This is a genomic window from Nocardia farcinica (genome assembly GCF_001182745.1).
Lineage (GTDB): Bacteria > Actinomycetota > Actinomycetes > Mycobacteriales > Mycobacteriaceae > Nocardia > Nocardia farcinica.
In genome coordinates this window covers 3,184,278-3,207,088 of record NZ_LN868938.1, presented here as the reverse complement: position 1 = coordinate 3,207,088, position 22,811 = coordinate 3,184,278, and the positions used below count along the sequence as shown (strand labels likewise).

Here is a 22,811-nt window from a genome sequence, read left to right as displayed (position 1 = left end):
TTCAGATCGTGAACGCGAGGTTGCGGACCACCTGGAGTCCGAGCTGCTCGTCGCCGGTGATGTCGACGTCGCCGAGGTGGTCTTCGATCGGGGTGCGTCCGCCGCCGAGTCGCACGAAGAGACCGGAGTCGAGGGTGATCTCGACGCCGGCGGGCTCGGCGAAGCGCTCGACGAACGCCGCGCGCTCGCCGACCTCGATGCGCAGGGTGCGCGCGAGCTCACCGGTGAGCACGAACGCGATGCGGGATCCGGCGGGCGCCTTGCCGAGTTTGGCGACCACCCGGGGGAGGGAACCGGCGAATTCGGCGAAGGCCACCTCGCCGCGGCGGCCGCCCTCGGCCACGCGCACCCCGAGGGCGTCGGCGATGTCGAGTTCGTGCATCCAGCAGTCGAACAGCCGCACCCGCATGAACCGGCCGTAGGGCACCTGGCCGATCGGGGACACGGTGGGGGTCGCCCACTCGGCGTCGGTCTTGTCGGCCAGTGCGGCGCGGCGGCGGTCGGCGACCTCGCGGAAGAGCGCGAGCAGCCGGTGGCCCGGCATCGGCCGCAGCCGGTCGATCCAGATCTCGTTCAGCACGGCGGTTTCGTTGCGCACGTGCGGAAGTGCGCGCACGTCGGTCTTGGGCCGCACCGGATCGTGCGGCGGTGGCTTCTCGCCGAGCAGCCAGGATTCGGTGCCCACGACGTGGGCGACCACGTCGAACACCGTCCAGCCCGGCAGCGGCGACGGCTGCCGCCAGGCGGGCTCGTCGAGGTCGGCGACCAGGCGATCGATGGCCGTCCACTGTTCCGAGAGCAGCGGTACCAGTTCGTCCTTGGCCAGGGTGGGGTCGTTCACGGCTGGGTTCCTTCCTCCAGTGCGGTCAGGCCGGCCCGGATCGCGGCGGCGGTCGCCCCGGGGTCGTGCGGTCTGCGCAGCAGAAAGCCTGTGGCGAAGCGGATTCGGTCGCCGTCGCGGCGTGGGATGACGTGCAGGTGGACGTGTCCGACGGTCTGGAAGGCCGCCCGGCCGTCGTTGAGCACCAGGTTGGCCCCGTCCGCGGCGAGCCCGCCGCGGCGCATCGCCAGCGCGATCCGGTGCGCGGCACGGAACATCGCCGCGCCGAGTTCGGGGTCGAGGTCGGGGAGCTCGGCGGCGTGCTGCTTCGGGATCACCAGTGTGTGCCCGCGCGCGATCGGCCTGATATCGAGGAAGGCGCACAGCGTTTCGTCCTCGTAGACCTTGGTGGCCGGCGCCGCGCCGGCCACGATGCGGCAGAAGACGCAGTCGTTCACACCCGCGACCATACGGTGTACGGGCCGGGCGGGGACAGCCCGGCTCCCGCGGACGGGAACCGTGTGGCGACGGTGTTCGCCGCAGCTGGACGTGGGTACAGAACCGACGAATCGGTCTTATCCGGCTGCGGCTGTGACGGGCATCTCAGCTAGGCTCACCGCGAGCCGGGTACAGTTGCGAGGATTTCAGGCGAACTTACTCGTGAGTAGCTTCGTCCGGCCGTCACTCGGTGGTTCCGACCACCCTGAGAAGGAAGTCTGACAAGTGGAGACAACGCAAAACGTGGGCGATTCGTCCCCGCGCGGAGCGCGTGTCGGAGTCGTTCGCGAGACCAACGCGGGCGAACGGCGTGTCGCATTGGTACCCAAGATCATTCCCGCCCTGCTGAAGCAGGGCGTGGAGGTGGTCGTGGAGTCCGGCGCCGGGCACGGTGCGCTCATCCCCGACCAGGCGTACGTCGAGGCGGGTGCGGTCATCGGCGACCCGTGGTCGGCCGATGTGGTCGTCAAGGTCGCCCCGCCCAGCGACGCGGAGGTGGCCAAGCTGTCCAAGGGGCAGACCCTGATCGGCTTCCTCGCCCCGCGCAACGCCGAGAACCAGATCCAGGCGCTGAAATCGGCCGGGGTGCAGGCCTTCGCGGTGGAGGCGATTCCGCGTATCTCGCGCGCGCAGGTGATGGACGCGCTGTCCTCGCAGGCGAACGTGGCCGGGTACAAGGCGGTGCTGCTGGCGGCCTCCGAGTCGACGCGGTTCTTCCCGATGCTGACCACCGCCGCGGGCACCGTGAAGCCGGCGACGGTGCTGGTGCTCGGCGTGGGCGTGGCGGGTCTGCAGGCGCTGGCCACGGCCAAGCGACTCGGCGGGCGCACCACCGGTTACGACGTGCGGCCCGAGGTGGCCGACCAGGTGCGGTCGGTGGGTGCGCAGTGGCTGGACCTGGGCATCGACGCCGCCGGTGAGGGCGGTTACGCCCGGGAACTCACCGACGAGGAGAAGGCCAAGCAGCAGCAGGCCCTCGAAGACGCCATCAAGGGGTTCGACGTCGTGATCACGACCGCGCTGGTGCCGGGCCGCCCGGCGCCGCGGCTGGTCACCGCCGCCGCGGTGGAGGGCATGAAGCCCGGCAGCGTGATCGTGGACCTGGCCGGGGAGACCGGCGGCAACTGCGAGCTGACCGAGCCGGGCAGGACCGTGGTCAAGCACGACGTCACCATCGCCTCGCCGCTGAACCTGCCCGCCACCATGCCCGAGCACGCCAGCGAGCTGTACTCGAAGAACATCGCGGCGCTGCTGGAACTGATGCTGGTCGACGGTGCGCTGGCGCCGGACTTCAGCGACCAGGTGCTCGCGGATTCCTGTGTCACACGTGAGGTGGACGCCTGATGTATTCCGAACTGCTGGCCAACATCGCGATCCTGGTGCTGTCCGGGTTCGTCGGGTTCGCCGTCATCTCCAAGGTGCCCAACACCCTGCACACCCCGCTGATGTCGGGCACCAACGCCATCCACGGCATCGTCGTGCTCGGTGCGCTGGTGACGCTGGGCAAGATGGAGGATCCCTCGATCGGCATCCAGATCATCCTGTTCGTCGCGCTGGTCTTCGGCACATTGAACGTGGTCGGCGGCTTCGTGGTCACCGACCGCATGCTCGGCATGTTCAAGGGCAAGAAGGCCCCGGCGGCGAAGGCTGGTGAGTGAGTCCGATGGACAATCTGGTCAACATCCTCTACATCATCGCGTTCGCGCTGTTCATCTACGGTCTGATGGGTCTGACCGGCCCGAAGACCGCGGTGCGCGGCAACTGGATCGCCGCGGCGGGCATGGCCATCGCCGTGGTCGCCACCCTGATCGCGGTGCGTGACACCGGCAACTGGATCCTGATCGTCGCGGGCCTGGTGCTCGGTGTCGTGCTCGGCGTGCCACCGGCCAAGTACACGAAGATGACCGCGATGCCGCAGCTGGTCGCGGCGTTCAACGGTGTCGGCGGCGGCACCGTCGCGCTCATCGCCTGGGCCGAATTCCTGGACACCAGCGGCTTTTCCGCCTTCAAGCACGGCGAGGAGCCCACGGTCCACATCATCGTCGGCTCGCTGTTCGCCGCGATCATCGGCTCGATCTCGTTCTGGGGTTCGCTGATCGCCTTCGGCAAGCTGCAGGAGATCCTGCCCGGCCGCCCGATCGGGCTGGGCAAGCTGCAGCAGCCGCTGAACCTGCTACTGCTGGTCGGCTCGGTGGCGGCCGCGGTCGTCATCGGCCTCGGCGCCGCCGACGGCGGTGCCGCCTGGTGGTGGATGGTGCTGCTGCTGCTGGCCGCGGGCGTGCTCGGCCTGATGGTCGTGCTGCCCATCGGCGGCGCGGACATGCCGGTGGTCATCTCGCTGCTCAACGCCCTGACCGGCCTGTCGGCCGCGGCGGCGGGCCTGGCGTTGAACAACACCGCCATGATCGTGGCGGGCATGATCGTCGGCGCGTCCGGCACCATCCTGACCAACCTGATGGCCAAGGCCATGAACCGCTCGATCCCGGCGATCGTGGCCGGCGGGTTCGGCGGTGGCGCCGCGGCCGCCGGTGGTGGCAGCGGGGAGCAGAAGCAGGCCAAGGCCACCTCCGCCGCCGACGCCGCGATCCAGATGGCCTACGCCAACCAGGTGATCGTGGTGCCCGGCTACGGTATGGCCGTCGCCCAGGCCCAGCATGCGGTCAAGGAGATGGCCGCGCTGCTCGAGGCCAAGGGCGTGGAGGTCAAGTACGCCATCCACCCGGTCGCGGGCCGCATGCCCGGTCACATGAATGTGCTGCTGGCCGAGGCCGAGGTCTCCTACGACGCGATGAAGGAGATGGACGACATCAACGGCGAATTCGCCCGCACCGATGTCGCCTTGGTGATCGGCGCCAACGACGTCACCAACCCGGCCGCCCGCGAGGACGCGGCCAGCCCGATCTACGGCATGCCGGTGCTCAACGTCGACCAGGCCAAGTCGGTGATCGTGCTCAAGCGCTCGATGAACTCCGGCTTCGCCGGCATCGACAACCCGCTGTTCTACGCCGAGCACACCTCGATGCTGTTCGGCGACGCCAAGAAGTCCGTCGGTGAGGTCACCGAGGAACTGAAGGCGCTGTAGCACATCGGTTTCGGTGAACCCCGGCGCTCCCGTCCACGGGCGCGCCGGGGTTCACCCGTTTCTGCGCTGTTCACCGGCGCCCCGGGCCGCTCAGCGGTTCCCGCGCGCCCGCTCCTCGACGGCGGCCACGGCCTCGCCGAGCCCCGCACCCGGGTCGACCTGGCGGTACTTCTTGACCGCCTCGATCTTCTTCCCCGCGCGCACCAGCGCGTCCACCTCGGCCAGGCCCTGGACCGAGCGCGGGTCCTCGAGCCCCAGATGCGCCAGGATCAGATCGAGCTTGCGCTCGACGCGGGCCAGCCGGTGCTCGAGTCTGTCGTTGCCGAACATGCCCCGACCCTACCGAGCGCGCGCGTGGGCGGGACGGCCCGCGCCGACCACCCCCGCGCTCAGCGCACAGGCCAGCACCGCGAGCAGCGGCACGATCAGCGCGGCGGTCAGCGGGATCAGCTCGGTCAGCCAGCCGATGATCGCGGGCCCGGCGAGCAGGCCGAGGTACCCCAGCCCGAACACCCGCGACATGTCCGTCGCGGCGGTCGTCGAGCCGAGATTTCCCGCCGCGGTGAAGATCTGCGGCACGCTGCCGGACAGGCCGAGCCCGCACAGGGCCCACCCGGCCAGCGTCAGCGGCACCCACGGCGACACCATGATGACCGCCAATCCCAGCGCGGCCAGCAGGGTGCCGTAGCGGACCACCGCGACCGGACCGAAGGCGCCGCTCACCCGGTCGGTCACCAGGCGGCCGCCGGTCATGGTGACCGAGAAGGCGCCGAAGGCCAGCGCCGCGGTCGCGTCGTCGGCGCCGAGTCGCTCGCGCATCTGCAGGGTGCTCCAGTCCGTGGCCACGCCCTCGGTGAGCAGCACCGCGAACGCGATCACGGCCAGCGCCAGCACCTTCCGGCCGTGCGCGGACGGTCGCAGGCGGGCACCGGGGCCCTCGCGGGTCGGCGCGCCGGGGCCGGTGTGCTCGGCGGCGGTGCGGTGCTCGGCGGCGGGTATGTGCTCGGCGGCGGTGTGCTCGGAAGCGGTGCTCGGCTCGACGGCCGGGGCCGGGCGATCGGCGAGCAGCCGCGGCACGCTCAGCGCGACCAGCGCCAGGCAGGCCAGACTCGCCAGCACGAGCGTGACGCGCAGGTCGAGACCGGCGCGCAGGGCGGCCGCGCCGAGCAGGGAGCCCAGCAGACCGCCGCCGGAGAACAGCGCGTGGAACGCCGACATGATGGGACGGCGATAGGCCCGTTCCACGTGCACGGCCTGTGCGTTCATCGAGACGTCCAGCGCGCCGTTGCCGAAACCGAAGCAGGCCAGCGCGATCGCCAGCCCGGCGGGCGCGGTGGCCAGGCCGGGGCCGATCACCGCGAGCGCGGCGACCACGGCGGCCGCCGCGACCAGGGTCCGGCTGCCGAACCGGTCGGCCAGCGGCCCGGCCGCCCGCATCCCGACGATGCCCGCCCCGGCCATCAGCAGGATGAACATGCCCAGCGTGGAGTGCGCGATCCCGGTGCGGTCGGTGACCACGGGGATGTGCACCACCCACATCGCCAGCAGGAAGCCGTTCAGGCCGAAGACGGTGAACACGGCCGCGCGCGCGATACGCAGGCGTCGATCGATCGGAACGTCCAGCACTGTGTCGACGGTACCGAGCGATCCGGCGCCGACTAGGGTCGGCCGGGTGACGCAGCAGTATCCCGTGCTCTGGCCGATGCCGACCCGGTGGGCCGACAACGACCACTACGGCCACGTGAACAACGTGACCTACTACTCCTACTTCGACACCGCGGTCAACGCGTGGCTGATGAAGGCGACCGGCACCGACATCCGCGAGCTGCCCGCCCTCGGCGTCGTCGCGCAGACCTCGTGCCGGTACCACGGCTCGATCAGTTTCCCCGACCGGTTGCAGGTGGGGCTGCGGATCGCGCGGCTCGGCCGCTCCAGCATCACCTACGACCTGGCGATCTTCCGGGAAACCGACGACGGGCTGGAACTGTCCGCCACCGGTGAGTTCGTGCACGTCTACGTCGACGCGCAGACCCGCAAGCCCGTCGAGATCCCCGCGGTGATCCGCACGGCGGCCGCCGAACTCGTCACCGACTGAGGCCCTCGCCCAGCAGCGCGGACTGGAACCGGCGCATGCCAGCCAGCCAGCGGTCGTAATCGGCGCCCTTGCGCCGGTACATCTCCAGCACCTCCGGGTGCGGCAGGATCAGGAACTGTTCGGCCGCCATCCCGGCGATCACCACGTCGGCGACCTCCTCGGGGGTCAGCACCGCGCCCGCGGTGGTGACGGCCTTGACGGCCAGCGTGGCGGCCTCGGCGTTCCCCGGTACCAGGTCGCCGTGCAGCAGCCGGGTGTCCACCCCCATCGGGCACACGCAGCTCACCCGGATCCCTCGGTCGCCGTAGGTGACCGCCAGCCATTCGGCGAAGCCGACGGCGGCGTGCTTGGTCACCGAGTACGGCGCGGAACCGATCTGGGTGAGCAGCCCGGCCGCCGAGGCCGTGGCGACGAAATAGCCCGTGCCGCGCGCCAGCCAGCCCGGCATCAGTGCCCGGGCGGCCCGCACGTGCGCGAGCACGTTGACCTCGAGCGCCGCCGTCCACTGCGCATCGGTGCTGTCCAGGCCGGGGCCGCCGCCGATGCCCGCGTTCGCGAAATACAGGTCGACCGGGCCGAACTCGGACTCGGCCCGCTCGATCATGGTGGCGATCACCTGTTCGTCGGCCACGTCGCCGGCCACCGGCACCGCCGCCGCGCCGATGGCCTCCGCCACCTCTCGTGCGCCCGCGGGGTCGATGTCGGCGACCACGACCCGCGCGCCGCCCGCGGCGAGCCTGTGCGCGAGCGCCGCCCCGATTCCCCCGCCGGCCCCCGTGACGATGGCTACCTTGCCCGAAATCTCCATGCCCGCACAGTAACGGTGCCCGCGCTACCCGGTGCCCGCCAGCCGCTCCAGCAGCGGAGCGGTGCGTGGGCCGACCAGCTCGCGCATCACCAGCGCCATGTCGGTGCGCTCCACGCCGGGGATCTGCAGGATCTCCTCGGCGAGCCGGTAGAGGTCCTCGGCGTCGCGGGCCACCACCCGCACCGTCAGGTCGACCCGGCCGGTCATCCCGCACACCTCGGTGACCTCGGGGATCTCGGCGAGCGCGTCGACCACCGCGTCGAGGCGGTGCTGATCGAGCACGACGGAGACGAACGCGGCCAGCGGATAGCCGAGCGCTCGCGGACGCACCCGCCGCTCGACACTGGCGAGCATGCCGGTGGCCTCCCAGCGCGCCAGGCGCGCCTGCACGGTGTTGCGCGACAGGCCGAGCCGGGTGGCGAGTTCGACGCCGGTCGCGCGCGGCGTCGCGATCAACTCCAGCAGCAGGCGCGCGTCGGTCGCGTCCAGGGTCGCCTCGACCTGTTCAGTACTGGGCATACGACGCAGTATGACACCGCGGCCCCGGTGTGAATTGAGCATTGTGCACATTCCCGTGTCGATCACTTGCGCATGCCGCTGAACGGTGCATGCTGTGAGGTACAACACACGCACGAGTCGACCGGCCCACAAGGCCGCGACTCGACCGTGATCGGAGGAGGCGCCACCCATGCCGGACAAGCCCGCGTACCCCGTACAACTGATCCAGCCCGACGGGGCAAGGGTCCTCGACCGCGAGCACGCCGCGCTCGTCGCCGACATCGGCCCGCACGAGCTGCGCGAGCTGTTCGCCGACATGACGGTGGCGCGCCGGATCGATGTCGAAGCCACCGCGCTGCAACGGCAGGGCCAGCTGGGTCTGTGGCCGCCGCTGCTCGGCCAGGAGGCCGCCCAGGTCGGTTCCGCCCGCGCCCTGCACCCCGACGACTACGTGTTCTGCAGCTACCGCGAGGCCGCCGTCGCCTACTGCCGCGGCGTGCGTCCCGGCGAACTCACCCGGTTGTGGCGCGGGGTCGCCCACCACTGCTGGGACCCGGACGCGGTCGGCATGACCAACCCGAACATCGTCGTCGGTGCCCAGGGCCTGCACGCCACCGGGTACGCCTACGCCGCGCACCTCGACGGCGCCGAGATCGCCACCATCGCCTACTTCGGTGACGGCGCCACCAGCCAGGGCGACATCGCCGAAGCCTTCGGCTTCGCCGCGAGCTGGAGCGCGCCGGTGGTGTTCTTCTGCCAGAACAACCACTGGGCCATCAGCGCCCCGGTGCGCGTCCAGAGCGCCACGCCACTCGTGCGACGCGCCTACGGCTACGGCATGCCCGGCCTCCAGGTCGACGGCAACGACGTGCTCGCGGTGCTCGCGGTCACCCGGCAGGCGGTCGCGCGCGCCCGCACGGGCGGCGGTCCCTCGTTCATCGAAGCGCTCACCTACCGGATGGGCCCGCACACCACCGCCGACGACCCCACCCGCTACCGCGCGGCCGCCGAGACCGAGGAATGGACGCGGCGCGACCCCATCGACCGGCTGCGCAGGCTGCTGGAACGGGAAGCGCTGTGGGACGCGGCCTTCGAGCGCGAGGTGGGCGAGCGGGCCGACACCGCGGCCGCCGAACTGCGCCGCGCCACCCTCGAGATGCCCGACCCCGATCCCGCCCAGCTGTTCGACCACGTCTACGCCGCACCCCACCCCCTGATCGAGGCGGAGCGGCGAGCCTTTGCGGAGTACGCGGCCGGCGATCCCGGCGCCGCCTTCGCCCGACCGGAAGGAGTCAGCCGATGATCACCACCTTCGCAGGCGCCCTCAACACCGGCATGCGCCGGGCGCTCGAGGACGACCCCAAGGTCGTGCTGATGGGGGAGGACATCGGCAGGCTGGGCGGGGTCTTCCGGGTCACCGACACGCTGCAGAAGGACTTCGGCGACAACCGGGTGATCGACACCCCGCTGGCCGAGTCCGGCATCGTCGGCACCGCGTTCGGCATGGCGTTGCGCGGTTACCGGCCGGTGTGCGAGATCCAGTTCGACGGCTTCGTCTACCCGGCCTTCGATCAGATCGTCTCCCAGGTCGCCAAGATCCACTACCGCACCGGCGGAAAAGTCAGCGCTCCCATCACCATTCGCATCCCCTTCGGCGGCGGCATCGGATCGGTGGAGCATCATTCGGAGTCACCGGAGGCGTACTTCGCGCACACCGCCGGGCTGCGGGTGGTCACCCCCAGCACGCCCGCCGACGCCTATCACATGCTGCGCCAAGCCATCGCCGCCCCCGATCCGGTGATCTTCTTCGAACCCAAACGCCGCTACTGGGACAAGGCCGACGTCGATTTCGACGCGCCGCCGGAGCTGCCGCTGCATCGGGCGCGGGTGTGCCGGGCGGGCACCGATGCCACCGTCGTCGCCTACGGCGGCACCGTCGCACCGGCACTGGCCGCCGCGGAGATCGCCGCCACGGAGGGGCATTCGCTCGAGGTGATCGACCTGCGCAGCCTCGCGCCGCTGGACGTCGACACGGTCGCCGAATCGGTGACCAGGACGGGTCGGCTGGTGGTGACCCACGAGGCCCCCGTGTTCGGCGGTCTCGGCGCCGAGATCGCCGCGCGCATCACCGAACGCTGCTTCTACCACCTGGAGGCGCCGGTGCTGCGCGTCGGCGGCTACGACATCCCGTACCCGCCCGCCAAGCTGGAGAAGCACCACCTGCCCGACCCCGACCGCATCCTCGACGCGGTCGACCGTTCGCTGGCCGCCTGAGTGGGTCAGCGGCCGGAGGCGGTAGCGCAGCGTGACCACGGAGGCCGCCCCGCGCAGGCGCAGTCGACACAGCCTGAGCGGGTCAGCGGCCGGAGGCGGTAGCGCAGCGTGACCACGGAGGCCGCCCCGCGCAGGCGCAGTCGACACAGCCTGAGCGGGTCGGCGGCCGGAGGCGGTAGCGGAGCGTGGCGGTACCACCGCATGCGACCCGATGCGAAGGAAGGTGACTTGTGCACGACGACGGCAACGTCCTGGAGTTCCGGCTGCCGGATCTGGGGGAGGGACTCACCGATGCCGAACTGGTGTCCTGGTCGGTCGCCGTCGGCGACCACGTGGACCTGAACCAGACCATCGCCGAAGTGGAGACCGCGAAGGCCGTGGTCGCCCTGCCCTGCCCGTACGCGGGGACGGTGGCGGCACTGCTGGCCGACCCGGGGGAGACGGTGCCGGTGGGGGCGCCGCTGATCCGGGTCCGGGCGGATGGCGCGGGGTCGGCCGTGGGGAGCGGTGGTGATGCGGCGCGCCGTGCCGAGAACGATTCCGGCGCCGGGAGTGGAGGTGGCGCCCCGGGCGGTCGCGGAGCCGCCACCGCGGACGGTGCCGATATCGGGAACGGCGGCGGGTCGACGGTCCCCGCCGAAAACGCCGGTGCGGGTGGCGGTGCGGGCGCCGATGCCAGTGCCAGTGCCAGTTTCGATGCCGGTGCCAGTTTCGATGCCGGTGCCGGTGCCGGTGCCGGTGCCGGTGCCGATGTCGGTGCCGATGCCGATGCCGATGCCGGTGGCGGTGGCGGTGGCGGTGGTGCTGGTGCCGACTCCGATGCCGGTGCGGCGAGCGGGAACGGCAGGCGCTCGGTGCTCGTCGGCTACGGGCCCGAAGCCGAGCAACAGACCCGGCGCCGGCGGACGACCGGCCCGGTGCCGGTCGCCCGTCCGGCCGCGGTCGCCGCGCGCCCGGCCGCCACCCCCGCGGCCCGGAAGCTGGCCCGCGAGTTGGGGGTGGATCTCTGGCAGGTCGACGGCTCGGGCCCGAACGGGGCGGTGACCGTCGACGACGTGCGCGCGGCCGCGACACCGACCGGTGCCGCCGTGGCCGAGCCCGGCCAGGCGCGCGAGGAGCGCACCCCGGTCACCGGGGTGCGCAAACGCACCGCGGCCGCCATGGTCACGAGCGCGACGACGATCCCGCAGGCCAGTACCTTCGTCACCGTCGACTGCACCGCGACGATGGAGCTGATCGACCATCTGCGCACCACCCCGGCGTTCGCCGGGCTCAGCCTGACCCCGCTGGTCGTGGTGGCCAAGGCGGTGCTGGCGGCGCTGGCGGAGTTCCCCGGAGTGAACGCGCAGTGGGACGAGGAGCGGCAGCAGATCGTCACCAAGCGCTACGTCCACCTCGGCATCGCCGCCGCCACCGACCGCGGCCTGCTCGTGCCGTCGGTCAAGGAGGCGCACCGGCTGAGCCTGCGCGAGTTGTGTGCCGAGATCGGCCGGACGATCGAGGCCGCCCGGGCGGGCACCGCCACCCCGGCCGACCTCACCGGTGGCACCTTCACGATCACCAACGTCGGCGTTTTCGGCGTGGATTCCGGTGTGCCGCTGGTCAATCCGGGGGAGGCGGCGATCCTGTGCCTGGGCGCGATCGGCAGGCGGCCGTGGGTGGTGGCCGACGAGCTGGCGGTCCGCTGGGTCACCACGCTCGGGCTGAGCTTCGACCACCGGCTCATCGACGGCGAACTCGCGGCCCGTTTCCTCGCCACGGTCGCGGGTCTGCTGACCGATCCGCTCACGCTGCTGAGCCGGTTGTAGCGGCCGGACGCGAGAAGTCGCTCGCGCGCGCCCATCGGTGCGTAGGGTGGTCCGGGTCGGCGCGCGAGGGTGACTGGACGAGGAGCTGGGGTTGAGCGCGGTACTGATCTCCGCGGAGGAACTGCGGAAGGAATTGGCGGACAAGCGGGTACGGCTACTGGATGTGCGCTGGGCGCTCGGGGACCCGGACGGCCCGCAGCACTATCTCGACGGCCACATCCCGGGCGCGGTGTTCGTGGACCTGGAGACCGAACTGGCCGCGCCGCCCTCACCGGCCCGCGGGCGGCATCCGCTACCCGATCTCGCCGCGCTGCAGAAGTGTGCGCGCAGCTGGGGTATTCGCGAGGGTGACCCGGTGGTCGTCTACGACGCCACGGGCGGGATGGCGGCGGCGCGGGCGTGGTGGCTGCTGCGCTGGGCGGGGCTGGCCGACGTGCGCATCCTCGACGGCGGGCTGCCCGCGTGGACGGCGGCCGGCGGGGCGACGGCCACCGGCGCCGAACCCGATCCCGAGCCGGGCGACGTCACCCTCACCGCGGGCAACCTGCCCGTCGTCGACGCCGACGGCGCCGCGAAGTGGCCGGGTGTGCTGCTCGACGCGCGCGCGGCGGAACGCTACCGCGGCGAGGTGGAGCCCGTGGACCCGCAGGCGGGCCACATCCCCGGCGCGGTGAGCGCGCCGACGGCCGAGAACCTGGACGAGACCGGGCGTTTCCACGATCCGGACCGGTTGCGCGCCCGGTTCGGGCGGTACGGCGCCGGTCCGTTCGCGGTCTACTGCGGGTCGGGCGTCACGGCCGCGCACCAGATCGCGGCGCTGGCGGTCGCGGGCATCGACGCCGCCCTCTACCCCGGCTCGTGGTCGCAGTGGTCCAACGACCCCAAGCGCCCGGTGGCGACGGGCGACTGATCCGCCGCTGCGCTCAGGGGCAGGTGCGCGCGATGGCGTGCAGCACCGCGTTGTCGGCGGCGGTGACCGGCAGGTCGTAGCGCACCGCGACGGTGAGGTACTTGCCCGCGTAGAAGCAGTGGTTCGCGCGCGCCGGGGGCAGCCACTCGGCCGGCGTGGCATCCCCTTTCGCCTGGTTGACCGCGCCCGCGGTGGCGAGCAGGTTGGTCACCGTGTCATTGGCGAAGCGCACGCGCTGTTCCGGGCTCCAGCCGGCGGCCCCGAGATCCCAGGCCGCCGCCAGCGGATACACGTGATCGATCTGCACGTCACGCGCGTCGGCCTTGCGGAACTCCAGCAGGCGCCCGGTGTAGGGGTCGCGCAGGGTTCCCGCCACCACCACGCAGTCCCGGGTGCCCTCCCGGTACCGCACGTCGCTCAGCTGCGCCGCCAGCACGTCGTTGCGGGTGTCGCAGCCGTTGTGCCCCTCGGCTCCGCCGTGGTCGTCGGTCCAGGCCGGCCCGAACACGCATCCGCCGCCCCGGCCGCAATCGCGGTCGTATCCGCCCGGCCGTCCGCGCTCGGCCACCACCCGCACCCGCCCGAGCAGGTCCTCGACCTGCGCGCGCGTCGGACTCCCCGGCGCGGGCTCGACCTGCCCCACCCGCACCTGCCCGCACCCGGCGACCGCCGACGCGACCACCGCCATCAGCACGACGACCGCAGGCACGACGACCGCCGCCGGTAACCGCACCACCACCCGCTCACGCACCCCGTCACTTCTACCCGTTCCCCCGGACGGTCGGGTCCTCACCGTCGGCGCGGTTGTGGATTACGTGGCGTCCACAATTCCGGTGCCACGGGTGCGGCCGTGCACCGGTCAGGGCCGCCGACGCGGCGCCGCCGGACATCCGGTGGCCGAAAAGGCGTCGGCCGAAGAGGCGTCGGCCGACGGCGCGTCGGTGGGGTAGAGGCTGCGGAACGCCTCGCGCAGGGGTCGCGCCGCGGCGGCGTGCACGCCTTCGACGCCGGTGACGACCTCCTCGAGTCGCAGGCGGTCGGCGGGCACCAGGCACCCGGACGTCACCGCGGTCATCGCCTCGTGGGCCGCCTCCTCGGGCCTGCCCGCGGCGAGCAGCGCGAGCCCGAGATCCAACCGGGCGGCGGCGAGGCGCCGGGGGCGCAGGTAAAGCGAGTTCTCGATGTGGCGGATCACATGGCGGGCGAACGATTCCGCGGCCCGGTCGCCCAGCCAGGCGAGCGTGGTCGCCATCGCGCTGTCGGCCTGGACGGTGTCGAAGCGGAAGCGGTGTTCGGCCATCTCGACGGTCGGCAGGTCGGCGACGAGCCGCGCCAGGGTGCGCAAGGCGGTGTAGGCGTCCTGCTTGTCGCCGTACCGGGCCAGCGCCGCCGCCTCCTGCGCGGTCGCCTGGATCATGGCGTAGCTGCCCCGCGGTGCCGCCTGCTGGGCGATCTGCGCCGCCACCACCGCGACCAGGTATTCGCCGAGGGCGAGCTGCTGCCGGGCCATGATCTCGGCGCGCCAGGCGTCGATCTCGGTGTGTTCGGCTTCGATCGCCACCTCCCGCGCCACCCACAGTTGCGCGGCGGCGGCCCTGCCCTCGCCGAGATCGACGTGGCAGGCCGCGGCCAGCATCGACAACCAGCCGAGCACGACCATCAGCCTGCGATGCTCCATCAGGGTGGTCCGGCCCTGGAGCAGCGCCCGGACCCCGCGGATGCGCCACTGGATCTCGGCCAGCAGCTGATCCGGCCGCGACTTCGGGTAGGCGCGGGAGAGGTCGTCGGCGATGAACTCGAGAAACGCGGGCAGGCTTTCGGGGAGCTCGGAAGTGATCACCCGCGGCACTCGATCACCCTGCGGTTCCGGTGTTTCCGCGCGCAGCGAGCCCGGACCGAGAATCAGTTCGTAGGCGGCGACGACCTCGCGCGTCACCGGCCGCTTCCCGGTCTCGATCAAGCTCAGATACGACGGTGCGAAATGCACCAACTCCGCCATGGCGCGCAGACTCCACCCGGCCGCTTCCCGCGCCGTCCGCAGCTGTGCTCCCTCGATCACGCCCACCCCCCGAAAAACTCCCGGAACTGCTGTCAACAGGTCTGTGAACACGGATTTCCGCGTACGCCAACGCCTCTGCGCCACGCTACTACCGGAGCATCCGCCCGGTGCCGAACCGGCGGCTTCCACCACCCCATTCGACACGGCAGAGGGAGCAGATCGATGCCAGGCGAACGCCGACCCGCGATCGGTGTGATTCGACGATCGTCCGTCACCTCGACGAATTCGCGGCGGCGGTGACGCCTCGTCACCCCATCGCGCGCCGACCCGCGCGGCTACCGCTGGCCCGGACGGGAGGACGAAGTCGGAGAAATCCTGGCAACCACTGGCGGAGCCGAAGGCGCGCACGGACAATCGGACCATGACTGCGCTCGTGTTGACACCGGAACGTCGATCGGAGCTGGCTGCGCTGCTCGGGGACGGATTGCGGCTGCGGGCTGAGTTTCCCAAGGTGGCGGACTATCTCGACATCGCGCCGATGTTGGCCGGGACCGGGGATCAGGAAGCCGATGCCGCGTTCGACCTGCGGTTCGTGCACTACATGACCGGCGGCAGCGAGGAGTCGGCGAACCCGTACTGGGACATCGTGGCTCCGTCGATCACGGTCGACGGGGAACGCCGGGTAGTCGACGGGGGGAATCCGGGCGGAAGTGCCCGGCTGGGATTTGTACAGACGATCTTGCAAAGTGCGTACGCCTACGCGGTCCCCTCTCCGGAGACGCTCGGCTGGATTGGAGCGTTCAGCGAAGGACGGCGTGTGCTCGAACTAGGCGCAGGGCGTGGTTACTGGGCGAAGCAACTGGCCGACCACGGCGTCAACGTACGTGCCTTCGATGCGGAACCACCAGACAGCACAGCCAACCCGTCCTTTCCCGGAGCCGAAGGCCAACGAGACGTGTGGTTCCCGGTGTCGGGTCTTGATGAGTTCGACGCCGATTTGGACGGCGAATCGGTTCTGTTCCTCTGCTGGCCGCCGGGCTGGGGTGACCCGATGGCCTCCGCGGCGTTGGAGAAGTTCGAGACGCGAGGCGGTCGGCGCGTGATCTTCATCGGGGAACCGCAGGGCGGCAAGACCGGCGATGACGCGTTCTTCGCCCGACTCTCGGAGGCGTGGAGATTGGAATCGGAGGATCCGCATCACGTCTCGTGGTGGAACCTCGGGGATGTTGCTCAGGGCTGGGTGCGCCCCGGATAGCCGACCAACAAAAGATGGCCCGATCGTAGGCGTCGGGCCATATCCGACGGGCTGTGCCTAGGACTCCGGTTCGAGCGTCATCCGGAAGACGAACGATTCGTACCGGTCCTTCGGGTAGGACACGTCCGACACCATCAGAATCCTCCCGTGCCGGAGAAAGCGCTGGCGAATGGCCTTCACCAGGTCGCCCGCCGGCACCTTCAGCCATACCGCATGCGTCGGCGCGGGCACCTTGTCGGCAATGGTCTCCTCGAGAACGGTCGCGGTGGCAACATCGGTGCCGGGCAGCTGATAGCTGTCCGAGATGGAGACCGGTCGGCCGAGTTCAGCGACCGCTGTGACGATGTGCTCGACCTCGGTGCCCGGGTTGATCCCGAGCAGTCCCGCCACTTCATCGTCGGCGGGAACCAGAGTTGTCGTGCGCTCGATCCGCACATCATCCACCCTGTGGGGTGACTCGTTGCCGAAGGTCGTTGCCGGGTCTTCCATTTGACGTTCGGGTGATACTCGAACCAGCGTCGGCCGAGCGGCCACGAAGGTCCCCCGGCGCTCGATTGTGTAAACGAGACCTTGGCGCAGCAGCAGGTCGATGACCTTCCGAATGACGATCTCGGACACGCCGTGTCGCTTCGCCAGCTCGGAATAGCTCGGCAGCTGTGTCCGTGCGGGTAGGGCGCCTGCGCGGATCTCCCGCGCGATCTCCCCCGCGATCGATACGTAGGCAGGCTCACTCATGGCTCCACTCCTCGGGGTCGGCGTCGGCGTTTGAGCATACACAACTGCGTATACACACCACAGCCTATTCGGGATCAGCATCTGTCGCGAAGGCGCTGCGTCACGGCTCGGGCACAGCCAGCTTGTGCGTATACGCAACTGCGTATACGCTGCTGTGTATGCGCAGAGGCGGGCGGCCATTATCCGAAGGTAAGGAGGCCGGGACGGGCCCGTTGCCAGGCTTGGCGTTTCCCGATCGAGTTCGGCAAGGCGTTCTCGCAGGGTTGGAGCTGCGTTGGTGATATCGCGCCGGCGAAGTGCAATCCGAACCCGCGTCCGGTGCCGGAGCGTATGGGCGGTATCGACCCGAAGACCGGCAAAGAATGGGTCAGGCGGAGTGGCGAACTCGGGAATCCCGCGCCGTCCGCAGCTGTGCACCCTCGATCACGCCCACCCCCGAAAAACTCCCGGAACTGCTGTCAACAGGTCTGTGAACACGGATTTCCGCGTACGGCAACGCCTCTGCGCCACGCTACTACCGGAGCATCCGCCCGGTGCCGAACCGGCGGCTTCCACCACCCATTCGACACGGCAGAGGGAGCAGATCGATGCCAGGCGAACGCCGACCCGCGATCGGTGTGATTCGACCAGAACTCCTGCGCGGCAAGCAGATCGACCTCACGGCGATCGCCGGGCCCGATTTCCGGTTGGTGTTCACCGTCTTCCTCGACGCGGGTCCGATGCTGACGGCACTCGCGATCGCCCGCCACCTCGACGAATTCGCGGCGGCGGCCGTGGTGACGCCCGGCCTCGAACACGTCGACCCGGTCCGTCACGTCGTGACCGACCTGGCCGCCCTCGTCACCCCGTCGCGCGTCTACCCGCGCGGCTACCGCTGGCCCGAACGGGAGGACGAATGAGTCTGGCCGACGGCGTGCTCGTGGTGCTGGTCCTCGGGCTGATCGGCCTCACCGTGGCGCTGTCCTGGCCCGTCGCCGAAGACCCCGTCGACGAGGACGACGACCGTGACCGGGAAGACGATTGACCCACCGCAGGAGGGGGCGGACATGGACGAGGACGCGGACCGGACCGCAGGGCACGAGGAGGACGTACGGCGGCTGCCGCGGCGCACACCGCCCACGGACCCGCCCTGGCGGCCCGGCACCCACGAGCCACTGCCGATCGAGGTGCTGGCCCGAGTCGACGACGCGTTGCGCGCCTGGGCGGCGCGGCCGCCGGAGCGGGACTAGCCGGCCGAGCGCACCGAAGGCGCTCGGCCGCAGGTCAATCCAGCTGCGGTGCGATCTCGGCCGCGACCAGTTCCAGGTGGTCCAGATCGCCGAGGTCGAGGGTTTGCAGGTAGAGGCGGGTGATGCCGGTCTCGGCGCGGTAGCGGCCGATCTTGTCCACGACCTCGGCGGGCGTGCCGGCCAGGCCGTTCTCCTTCAGCTCGGCGACCTCGCGGCCGATGGCAGCGGCGCGCCGGGCGACCTCGGTGTCGTCGCGGCCGACACACAGCACCTGCGCGGCCGAGCGCACGATCTCACCCGGATCGCGGCCGATCGCGCGCGCGGCGTCGGCGACCCGCTCGAACTGGGCGGCCGCGGAGGTGGCATCGCTGAACGGGAGGTTGAACTCCTGGGCGTAGCGGGCGGCCAGCTCCGGGGTCTGCTTCTTGCCGGTGCCGCCGATGATCACCGGCGGCCGCGGCGACTGCGCGGGCTTGGGCAGCGCCGGGCTGCCCTGCAGCTCGTAGTGCTTGCCGACGAAGTCGAAGGTCGACCCCTCGGGGGTCTCCCACAGGCCGGTGATGATGGCCAGCTGCTCGGCGTAGCGGTCGAAGCGTTCGCGCACCTCGGGCAGGGTGATGCCGTACGCGGTGTGCTCGGCGTCGAACCAGCCCGCGCCGAACCCGAACTCCACCCGGCCGCCGGACATCCGGTCCACCTGCGCGACGGAGATGGCCAGCACGGACGGATGCCGGAACGTGGCCGAGGTGACCAGCGTGCCCAGCCGGATGCGGGAGGTCTCCCTGGCCAGCCCGGCCAGCGTGATCCAGGCGTCGGTGGGGCCGGGCAGGCCGGACACCTCGCCCATCTTCAGGAAGTGGTCGGATCGGAAGAAGGCGTCGAAGCCCGCGTCCTCGGTCGTCTTCGCGACCCGCAGGAGGTCGTCGTAGCTCGCGCCTTGCTGGGGTTCGGTGAAGATGCGTAGGTCCACGGTGACCACGGTAGTCGGCGCGGTGGCGAGCGCACGGTGAGCTGCGGCATGGTGGGCGCCGGCGGCCCGCCGGGTGTCGGTGCCACCTGCTTGGATGGACGGATGCTGCACGGACTGTGGTCACCGGGGTCCGGCCTGGTGCTGTGGACCGAGGGCGAGGTGCCGCCCGCGCTGCCCGACCCGGCCGGTGCGTTGCTGCGCGCATCGCGGTTCCGGCATCGGGCGCAGGTGCTGGTGCCGGGTCCCGCCGGCCCACAGCTCACGCAGGTGCGCGCGCACGCCCTGGTGCCACAGGCCGCGGTCGACGTGCTGCGGCAGCGGTTACCCGTCGAATCGGTGGCGGGTGACCTGCGCTTTCTCGCTCACGTCGCCGACGGGATCGATCGGTGGGTGCGGGCCGGTCGCGTGGTGCCCGACCTGCACCGGGCCGACGGACAGTGGTGGGCGCGCTGGCGGCTGGTCGGCGGTGCCCGGCAGCGGGCCTGGCTGGCCGAACTCGCGGTGGCGATGCCCGCGGCGCTGCGGGTGGCGGGGCAGCCCGCGGCGGTGCTCGACGATCTGGTCACCGAGCTGACCGATCCGATCGTGCGCGCCAGGCTCGCCGACGCGCCGGTGACGCACCCGCTGGTGCGCGCACTGGTGCGGGACCAGCCGCTCGAGACGGGTAGCCACCAGCTGGCCGAGGTGCTGCGGCGCTGGCGCGAGAGCCTCACCGTCGACGAGCCGGAGCTGGTGTTGCGGCTGCTGGAACCGGACGGGGAGACCGGTATCGACGGGGACGGCGGGGACGACACCGTGGCGCTGTGGCGGCTGGAGGTCTGCCTCCGCACCGAGGGCGAGGCCCCGGCCCCGGTGCCGACGACCGCCGACCCGAACCTGCTGCGCATCGCCGTCGAGCAGCTCGGCCGGGCGCAACGGGCCTACCCCCGGCTGCGCGATCTGCCCGGCGATCCGCACAGCCTCGACCTGCTGTTGCCCACCGAGGTGGTGGCCGATCTCGTCGCGCACGGTGCGCAGGCGTTGCACGAGGCGGGGGTGCGGTTGCTGCTGCCGCGCGCCTGGACCATCGCCGAACCCACCCTGCGGCTCGCGGTGAGCAGCGCCGCGCCCGCCGCGGAGAGCACCGTGGGCATGCAGGGCCTGCTGTCCTATCGGTGGGAACTGGCGGTCGGCGACAAGGTGCTCACCCGCGCCGAGATGGAGCGCCTGGTCCGCGCCAAATCCGACCTGGTGCAGTTGCGCGGGGAATGGGTGCAGGCCGACCACAAGGTGCTCGCCGCCGCCGCCCGCTACGTCGCCGCGCATCTGGACACGTCGCCGGTCACCCTCGCCGACCTGCTCGGCGAGATCGCCGCCACCCGCGTCGACAAGGTGCCGCTCACCGAGGTCACCGCCACCGGCTGGGCGGGCGAGTTGTTCGACGGCGGCCGCGAGCCGGTGGCGACCCCGGGTGGGCTGAAGGCGCAGCTGCGCCCGTATCAGCTGCGCGGCCTGAGCTGGCTGGCGACGATGAGCCGGATGGGCTGCGGCGGCATTCTCGCCGACGACATGGGCCTAGGCAAGACGGTGCAGGTGCTGGCCCTGCTGGTGCACGAGCGCGAGACCAGCACGGCACCGCCCGGCCCGACACTGCTGGTGTGCCCGATGTCGGTGGTCGGCAACTGGCAGCGCGAGGCGCAGCGGTTCGCCCCCGGGCTGCGGGTGCTGGTGCACCACGGCGCCGACCGCCGTCGCGACGCCGAACTCGATGCCGCGGTGGCGGATTCGGACCTGGTGCTCACCACCTACGCCATCCTGGCCAGGGATGCGGCCGAACTGTCGCGCCAGTCGTGGGACCGGGTGGTGCTCGACGAGGCGCAGCACATCAAGAACGCCGCGACCAGGCAGGCACGTGCCGCCCGTGCCCTGCCGGCCCGGCATCGCCTGGCGCTCACCGGAACCCCGGTGGAGAACCGGCTCGAGGAGTTGCGCTCGATCATGGATTTCGCGGTGCCCAAGCTGCTCGGTACCGCACCGACCTTCCGCGCCCGGTTCGCCGTCCCCATCGAACGCGAGCAGGATCCCAACGCCCTGTCCCGCCTGCGCTTTCTCACCCAACCGTTCGTGCTGCGCCGGGTCAAGACCGATCCGGCGGTCATCGGCGATCTGCCCGACAAGCTCGAGATGACGGTGCGGGCGAACCTGACCGTCGAGCAGGCCGCCCTGTACCAGGCCGTCGTCGACGACATGCTGGTGAAACTGCGCAGTGCCAAGGGCATGGCCCGCAAGGGCGCGGTGCTCGGCGCGCTCACCCGGCTCAAGCAGGTGTGCAACCATCCCGCGCACTTCCTCGGTGACGGTTCCCCCGTGCTGCACCGCGGCAGGCACCGCTCCGGCAAGCTCGCCTTGGTCGAGGACGTGCTCGACACCGTCGTCGCGGACGGGGAGAAGGCGTTGCTGTTCACCCAGTTCCGTGAGTTCGGCGACCTGCTCGCGCCCTATCTGTCCGAGCGGTTCGGCGCGCCGATCCCGTTCCTGCACGGCGGCGTGACCAAGAAGAACCGGGACACGATGGTCGAGCGCTTCCAGTCCGGCGACGGCCCGCCGGTCATGCTGCTGTCCCTCAAGGCCGGCGGCACCGGGCTCACCCTCACCGCCGCCAATCACGTGGTGCACCTGGATCGCTGGTGGAATCCGGCGGTGGAGAACCAGGCCACCGATCGCGCCTTCCGCATCGGCCAGCGCCGCGACGTCCAGGTGCGCAAGCTGGTCTGCGTCGACACCATCGAGGAACGGATCGACGAGATGATCACCGGCAAGAGCAGGCTCGCGGACCTGGCCGTGGACGCGGGGGAGAACTGGATCACCGAGCTGGGCACCGAGGAGCTGCGCGAGTTGTTCACCCTCGGGGCCGAGGCGGTGGGGGAGTGAGCCCGGCGCGCGGTGACCGTTACGGCAGGCCACGCCCCGTGGACGGCGGGGTGAAAGCGCGCAGCGCCCGCGGCGGCTTCGGGCGCACGTGGTGGGGGAAGGCGTTCATCGAGGCGGTGGAGGCGATGTCGGAGCCGGGCAGGCTCGCCCGGGGCCGCAGCTACGCGCGTGCCGGGCAGGTGGTGAGCTACCGGATCGGCGCCGGCAGCGTGGTCGCCGAGGTGCAGGGCAGCCAGCCGCGTCCGTTCACCGCCGAATTCACCGTCCGTCGGCTGCGCGAGGAGGAACTCGAGCTGCTCGTCGAGACGATCCGCGACACCCCCGGCATGCTCGCCGACATCGCCTCCGGTGTGTTGCCGCCCGCCCTCGGCCCGCACCTGCTACCCACCACCGCCGCCGACCTCGACTTCTCCTGCACCTGCCCGGACCCGGGCTGGCCGTGCAAGCACGCCGCCGCGGTCTGCTATCTGCTGGCCGAGCGGCTCGACGAGGCGCCGCGCGAGATCCTGACCCTGCGCGGTCTCGATCTGGACACCCTCATCGGCGGCCTGGAACGCGAGCCGTCGCCGGAATCCGACGACGATCCCTACGGCGAGCGCGGCACCCTGCCCGCCCTGCCCCGCCTCGAATTCCACGCCGCCCCGGACGATCTCGATCCGGTGCTGCTGCGCAAGGCGGCGCGGATGGTGTCCGAGGACGAGACCGCGGCGGCGACGGCGGTGCGGGAGCTCGAGGCGCTGTACGAACGCCTCGACCGGACCTGAGCGTGTTCGGCTGGTCGGCACCCGGCAGCGGGGCCGATCGCGGCGGCCGGACTTCGTCGGGCGGATCCCGTCCGGTGCGCGGGCTCGGAACATCCCGGCGCCGGGTGCCGATTCCCAGTGTGCGGCGCGGGCCGTGACCGGCGGAACGTCCCGGCA

At 71.3% G+C, this 22,811-nt stretch carries 24 protein-coding genes; 14 read left to right on the top strand and 10 right to left on the bottom strand.

The window, feature by feature from the left end; translation table 11 throughout:
- Window position 1: 1 nt before the first annotated feature.
- Together AMO33_RS15215 and AMO33_RS15210 are read right to left on the bottom strand one after the other, a co-directional pair.
- A complete protein-coding gene (locus AMO33_RS15215; RefSeq protein WP_011207541.1) occupies window positions 2-841 on the bottom strand; it encodes a maleylpyruvate isomerase family mycothiol-dependent enzyme in 840 nt (279 codons plus the stop codon).
- Window positions 838-1,278, bottom strand: a complete 441-nt coding sequence (locus AMO33_RS15210; protein ID WP_062954117.1) for an HIT family protein — start codon at window positions 1,276-1,278, stop codon at window positions 838-840. The genes AMO33_RS15215 and AMO33_RS15210 overlap by 4 nt, the downstream gene beginning before the upstream one ends.
- Window positions 1,279-1,543: 265 nt before the next feature.
- Here AMO33_RS15210 and AMO33_RS15205 point away from each other — a divergent pair, with 265 nt between their 5' ends.
- The 3 genes from AMO33_RS15205 to AMO33_RS15195 are packed head-to-tail and all read left to right on the top strand — an operon-like array spanning window position 1,544 to window position 4,400.
- Window positions 1,544-2,662: a Re/Si-specific NAD(P)(+) transhydrogenase subunit alpha gene (locus AMO33_RS15205; RefSeq protein ID WP_060593020.1), complete on the top strand. Its 1,119-nt coding sequence runs from the start codon at window positions 1,544-1,546 to the stop codon at window positions 2,660-2,662.
- A complete protein-coding gene (locus AMO33_RS15200) occupies window positions 2,662-2,976 on the top strand; it encodes an NAD(P) transhydrogenase subunit alpha (protein WP_011207544.1) in 315 nt (104 codons plus the stop codon). Before AMO33_RS15205 ends, AMO33_RS15200 begins: the two co-directional genes overlap by 1 nt.
- Before the next feature lie 5 nt (window positions 2,977-2,981).
- Window positions 2,982-4,400 (top strand): NAD(P)(+) transhydrogenase (Re/Si-specific) subunit beta, encoded by a 1,419-nt coding sequence (locus AMO33_RS15195; RefSeq protein ID WP_041559880.1) that lies wholly within the window; start codon window positions 2,982-2,984, stop codon window positions 4,398-4,400.
- A 90-nt stretch (window positions 4,401-4,490) separates the two neighbouring features.
- Here the strand turns inward: AMO33_RS15195 and AMO33_RS15190 are convergent, their stop codons facing one another.
- Both AMO33_RS15190 and AMO33_RS15185 read right to left on the bottom strand, forming a co-directional pair.
- Window positions 4,491-4,730, bottom strand: coding sequence for a hypothetical protein (locus AMO33_RS15190; RefSeq protein ID WP_060593019.1), 240 nt, complete (start codon window positions 4,728-4,730; stop codon window positions 4,491-4,493).
- A 9-nt stretch (window positions 4,731-4,739) separates the two neighbouring features.
- Entirely contained in the window at window positions 4,740-6,026 is a 1,287-nt protein-coding gene (locus AMO33_RS15185; RefSeq protein WP_229434908.1) for an MFS transporter, read from the bottom strand.
- Between the two features lie 76 nt (window positions 6,027-6,102).
- On the opposite strand from AMO33_RS15185, the gene AMO33_RS15180 reads away from it, so the two are divergent.
- Window positions 6,103-6,495, top strand: a complete 393-nt coding sequence (locus AMO33_RS15180; RefSeq protein ID WP_050768224.1) for an acyl-CoA thioesterase — start codon at window positions 6,103-6,105, stop codon at window positions 6,493-6,495.
- Here AMO33_RS15180 and AMO33_RS15175 read toward each other — a convergent pair.
- Complete coding sequence (locus tag AMO33_RS15175; RefSeq protein ID WP_060593018.1) at window positions 6,485-7,303, bottom strand: SDR family oxidoreductase; 819 nt, start codon at window positions 7,301-7,303, stop codon at window positions 6,485-6,487. The two genes, AMO33_RS15180 and AMO33_RS15175, sit on opposite strands and share 11 nt — an antisense overlap.
- Before the next feature lie 24 nt (window positions 7,304-7,327).
- Window positions 7,328-7,822 carry an Lrp/AsnC family transcriptional regulator gene (locus tag AMO33_RS15170; protein ID WP_011207550.1) on the bottom strand — a complete coding sequence of 165 codons (495 nt, stop codon included), beginning with the start codon at window positions 7,820-7,822 and terminating at the stop codon, window positions 7,328-7,330.
- Between the two features lie 169 nt (window positions 7,823-7,991).
- Here AMO33_RS15170 and pdhA point away from each other — a divergent pair, with 169 nt between their 5' ends.
- The 4 genes from pdhA (at window position 7,992) to AMO33_RS15150 (ending at window position 12,793) form a co-directional block, all read left to right on the top strand.
- A complete protein-coding gene (pdhA, locus tag AMO33_RS15165; protein WP_060593017.1) occupies window positions 7,992-9,104 on the top strand; it encodes a pyruvate dehydrogenase (acetyl-transferring) E1 component subunit alpha in 1,113 nt (370 codons plus the stop codon).
- The gene (locus tag AMO33_RS15160; protein ID WP_060593016.1) at window positions 9,101-10,075 is read left to right on the top strand and encodes an alpha-ketoacid dehydrogenase subunit beta; all 975 of its coding nucleotides are present in this window, start codon (window positions 9,101-9,103) and stop codon (window positions 10,073-10,075) included. Before pdhA ends, AMO33_RS15160 begins: the two co-directional genes overlap by 4 nt.
- 230 nt (window positions 10,076-10,305) lie before the next feature.
- On the top strand, window positions 10,306-11,883 hold the full coding sequence (locus AMO33_RS15155) for a dihydrolipoamide acetyltransferase family protein (protein WP_060593015.1): 1,578 nt from the start codon (window positions 10,306-10,308) through the stop codon (window positions 11,881-11,883).
- A gap of 91 nt (window positions 11,884-11,974) precedes the next feature.
- A complete protein-coding gene (locus AMO33_RS15150) occupies window positions 11,975-12,793 on the top strand; it encodes a sulfurtransferase (RefSeq protein ID WP_062954118.1) in 819 nt (272 codons plus the stop codon).
- 13 nt (window positions 12,794-12,806) lie between these two features.
- On the opposite strand, the gene AMO33_RS15145 is transcribed toward AMO33_RS15150, so the two are convergent.
- Window positions 12,807-13,481, bottom strand: coding sequence for an HNH endonuclease family protein (locus AMO33_RS15145; protein WP_050768225.1), 675 nt, complete (start codon window positions 13,479-13,481; stop codon window positions 12,807-12,809).
- A 171-nt stretch (window positions 13,482-13,652) separates the two neighbouring features.
- Window positions 13,653-14,852 (bottom strand): helix-turn-helix domain-containing protein, encoded by a 1,200-nt coding sequence (locus tag AMO33_RS15140; protein ID WP_159005393.1) that lies wholly within the window; start codon window positions 14,850-14,852, stop codon window positions 13,653-13,655.
- A 361-nt stretch (window positions 14,853-15,213) separates the two neighbouring features.
- Here AMO33_RS15140 and AMO33_RS15135 point away from each other — a divergent pair, with 361 nt between their 5' ends.
- Complete coding sequence (locus AMO33_RS15135; RefSeq protein ID WP_060593013.1) at window positions 15,214-16,047, top strand: methyltransferase domain-containing protein; 834 nt, start codon at window positions 15,214-15,216, stop codon at window positions 16,045-16,047.
- 57 nt (window positions 16,048-16,104) lie between these two features.
- Here the strand turns inward: AMO33_RS15135 and AMO33_RS15130 are convergent, their stop codons facing one another.
- A complete protein-coding gene (locus tag AMO33_RS15130) occupies window positions 16,105-16,782 on the bottom strand; it encodes a GntR family transcriptional regulator (RefSeq protein WP_060593012.1) in 678 nt (225 codons plus the stop codon).
- 587 nt (window positions 16,783-17,369) lie between these two features.
- Here AMO33_RS15130 and AMO33_RS15125 point away from each other — a divergent pair.
- Genes AMO33_RS15125 through AMO33_RS15120 form a run of 3 tightly spaced genes read left to right on the top strand, consistent with a single transcriptional unit; the run spans window position 17,370 to window position 18,011 of the window.
- Window positions 17,370-17,681, top strand: a complete 312-nt coding sequence (locus tag AMO33_RS15125; RefSeq protein ID WP_060593011.1) for a sugar phosphate isomerase family — start codon at window positions 17,370-17,372, stop codon at window positions 17,679-17,681.
- Window positions 17,678-17,806: a hypothetical protein gene (locus tag AMO33_RS32595; RefSeq protein WP_255266208.1), complete on the top strand. Its 129-nt coding sequence runs from the start codon at window positions 17,678-17,680 to the stop codon at window positions 17,804-17,806. The genes AMO33_RS15125 and AMO33_RS32595 overlap by 4 nt, the downstream gene beginning before the upstream one ends.
- Window positions 17,807-17,828: 22 nt before the next feature.
- The gene (locus tag AMO33_RS15120; protein WP_041559883.1) at window positions 17,829-18,011 is read left to right on the top strand and encodes a hypothetical protein; all 183 of its coding nucleotides are present in this window, start codon (window positions 17,829-17,831) and stop codon (window positions 18,009-18,011) included.
- A gap of 34 nt (window positions 18,012-18,045) precedes the next feature.
- Here AMO33_RS15120 and AMO33_RS15115 read toward each other — a convergent pair whose 3' ends face one another.
- Window positions 18,046-18,981, bottom strand: coding sequence for an LLM class F420-dependent oxidoreductase (locus tag AMO33_RS15115; protein ID WP_060593512.1), 936 nt, complete (start codon window positions 18,979-18,981; stop codon window positions 18,046-18,048).
- A 102-nt stretch (window positions 18,982-19,083) separates the two neighbouring features.
- Here AMO33_RS15115 and AMO33_RS15110 point away from each other — a divergent pair, with 102 nt between their 5' ends.
- Window positions 19,084-21,891 (top strand): DEAD/DEAH box helicase, encoded by a 2,808-nt coding sequence (locus AMO33_RS15110; RefSeq protein WP_060593511.1) that lies wholly within the window; start codon window positions 19,084-19,086, stop codon window positions 21,889-21,891.
- The gene (locus AMO33_RS15105; protein WP_011207562.1) at window positions 21,888-22,655 is read left to right on the top strand and encodes an SWIM zinc finger family protein; all 768 of its coding nucleotides are present in this window, start codon (window positions 21,888-21,890) and stop codon (window positions 22,653-22,655) included. The genes AMO33_RS15110 and AMO33_RS15105 overlap by 4 nt, the downstream gene beginning before the upstream one ends.
- Window positions 22,656-22,811: the final 156 nt, after the last annotated feature.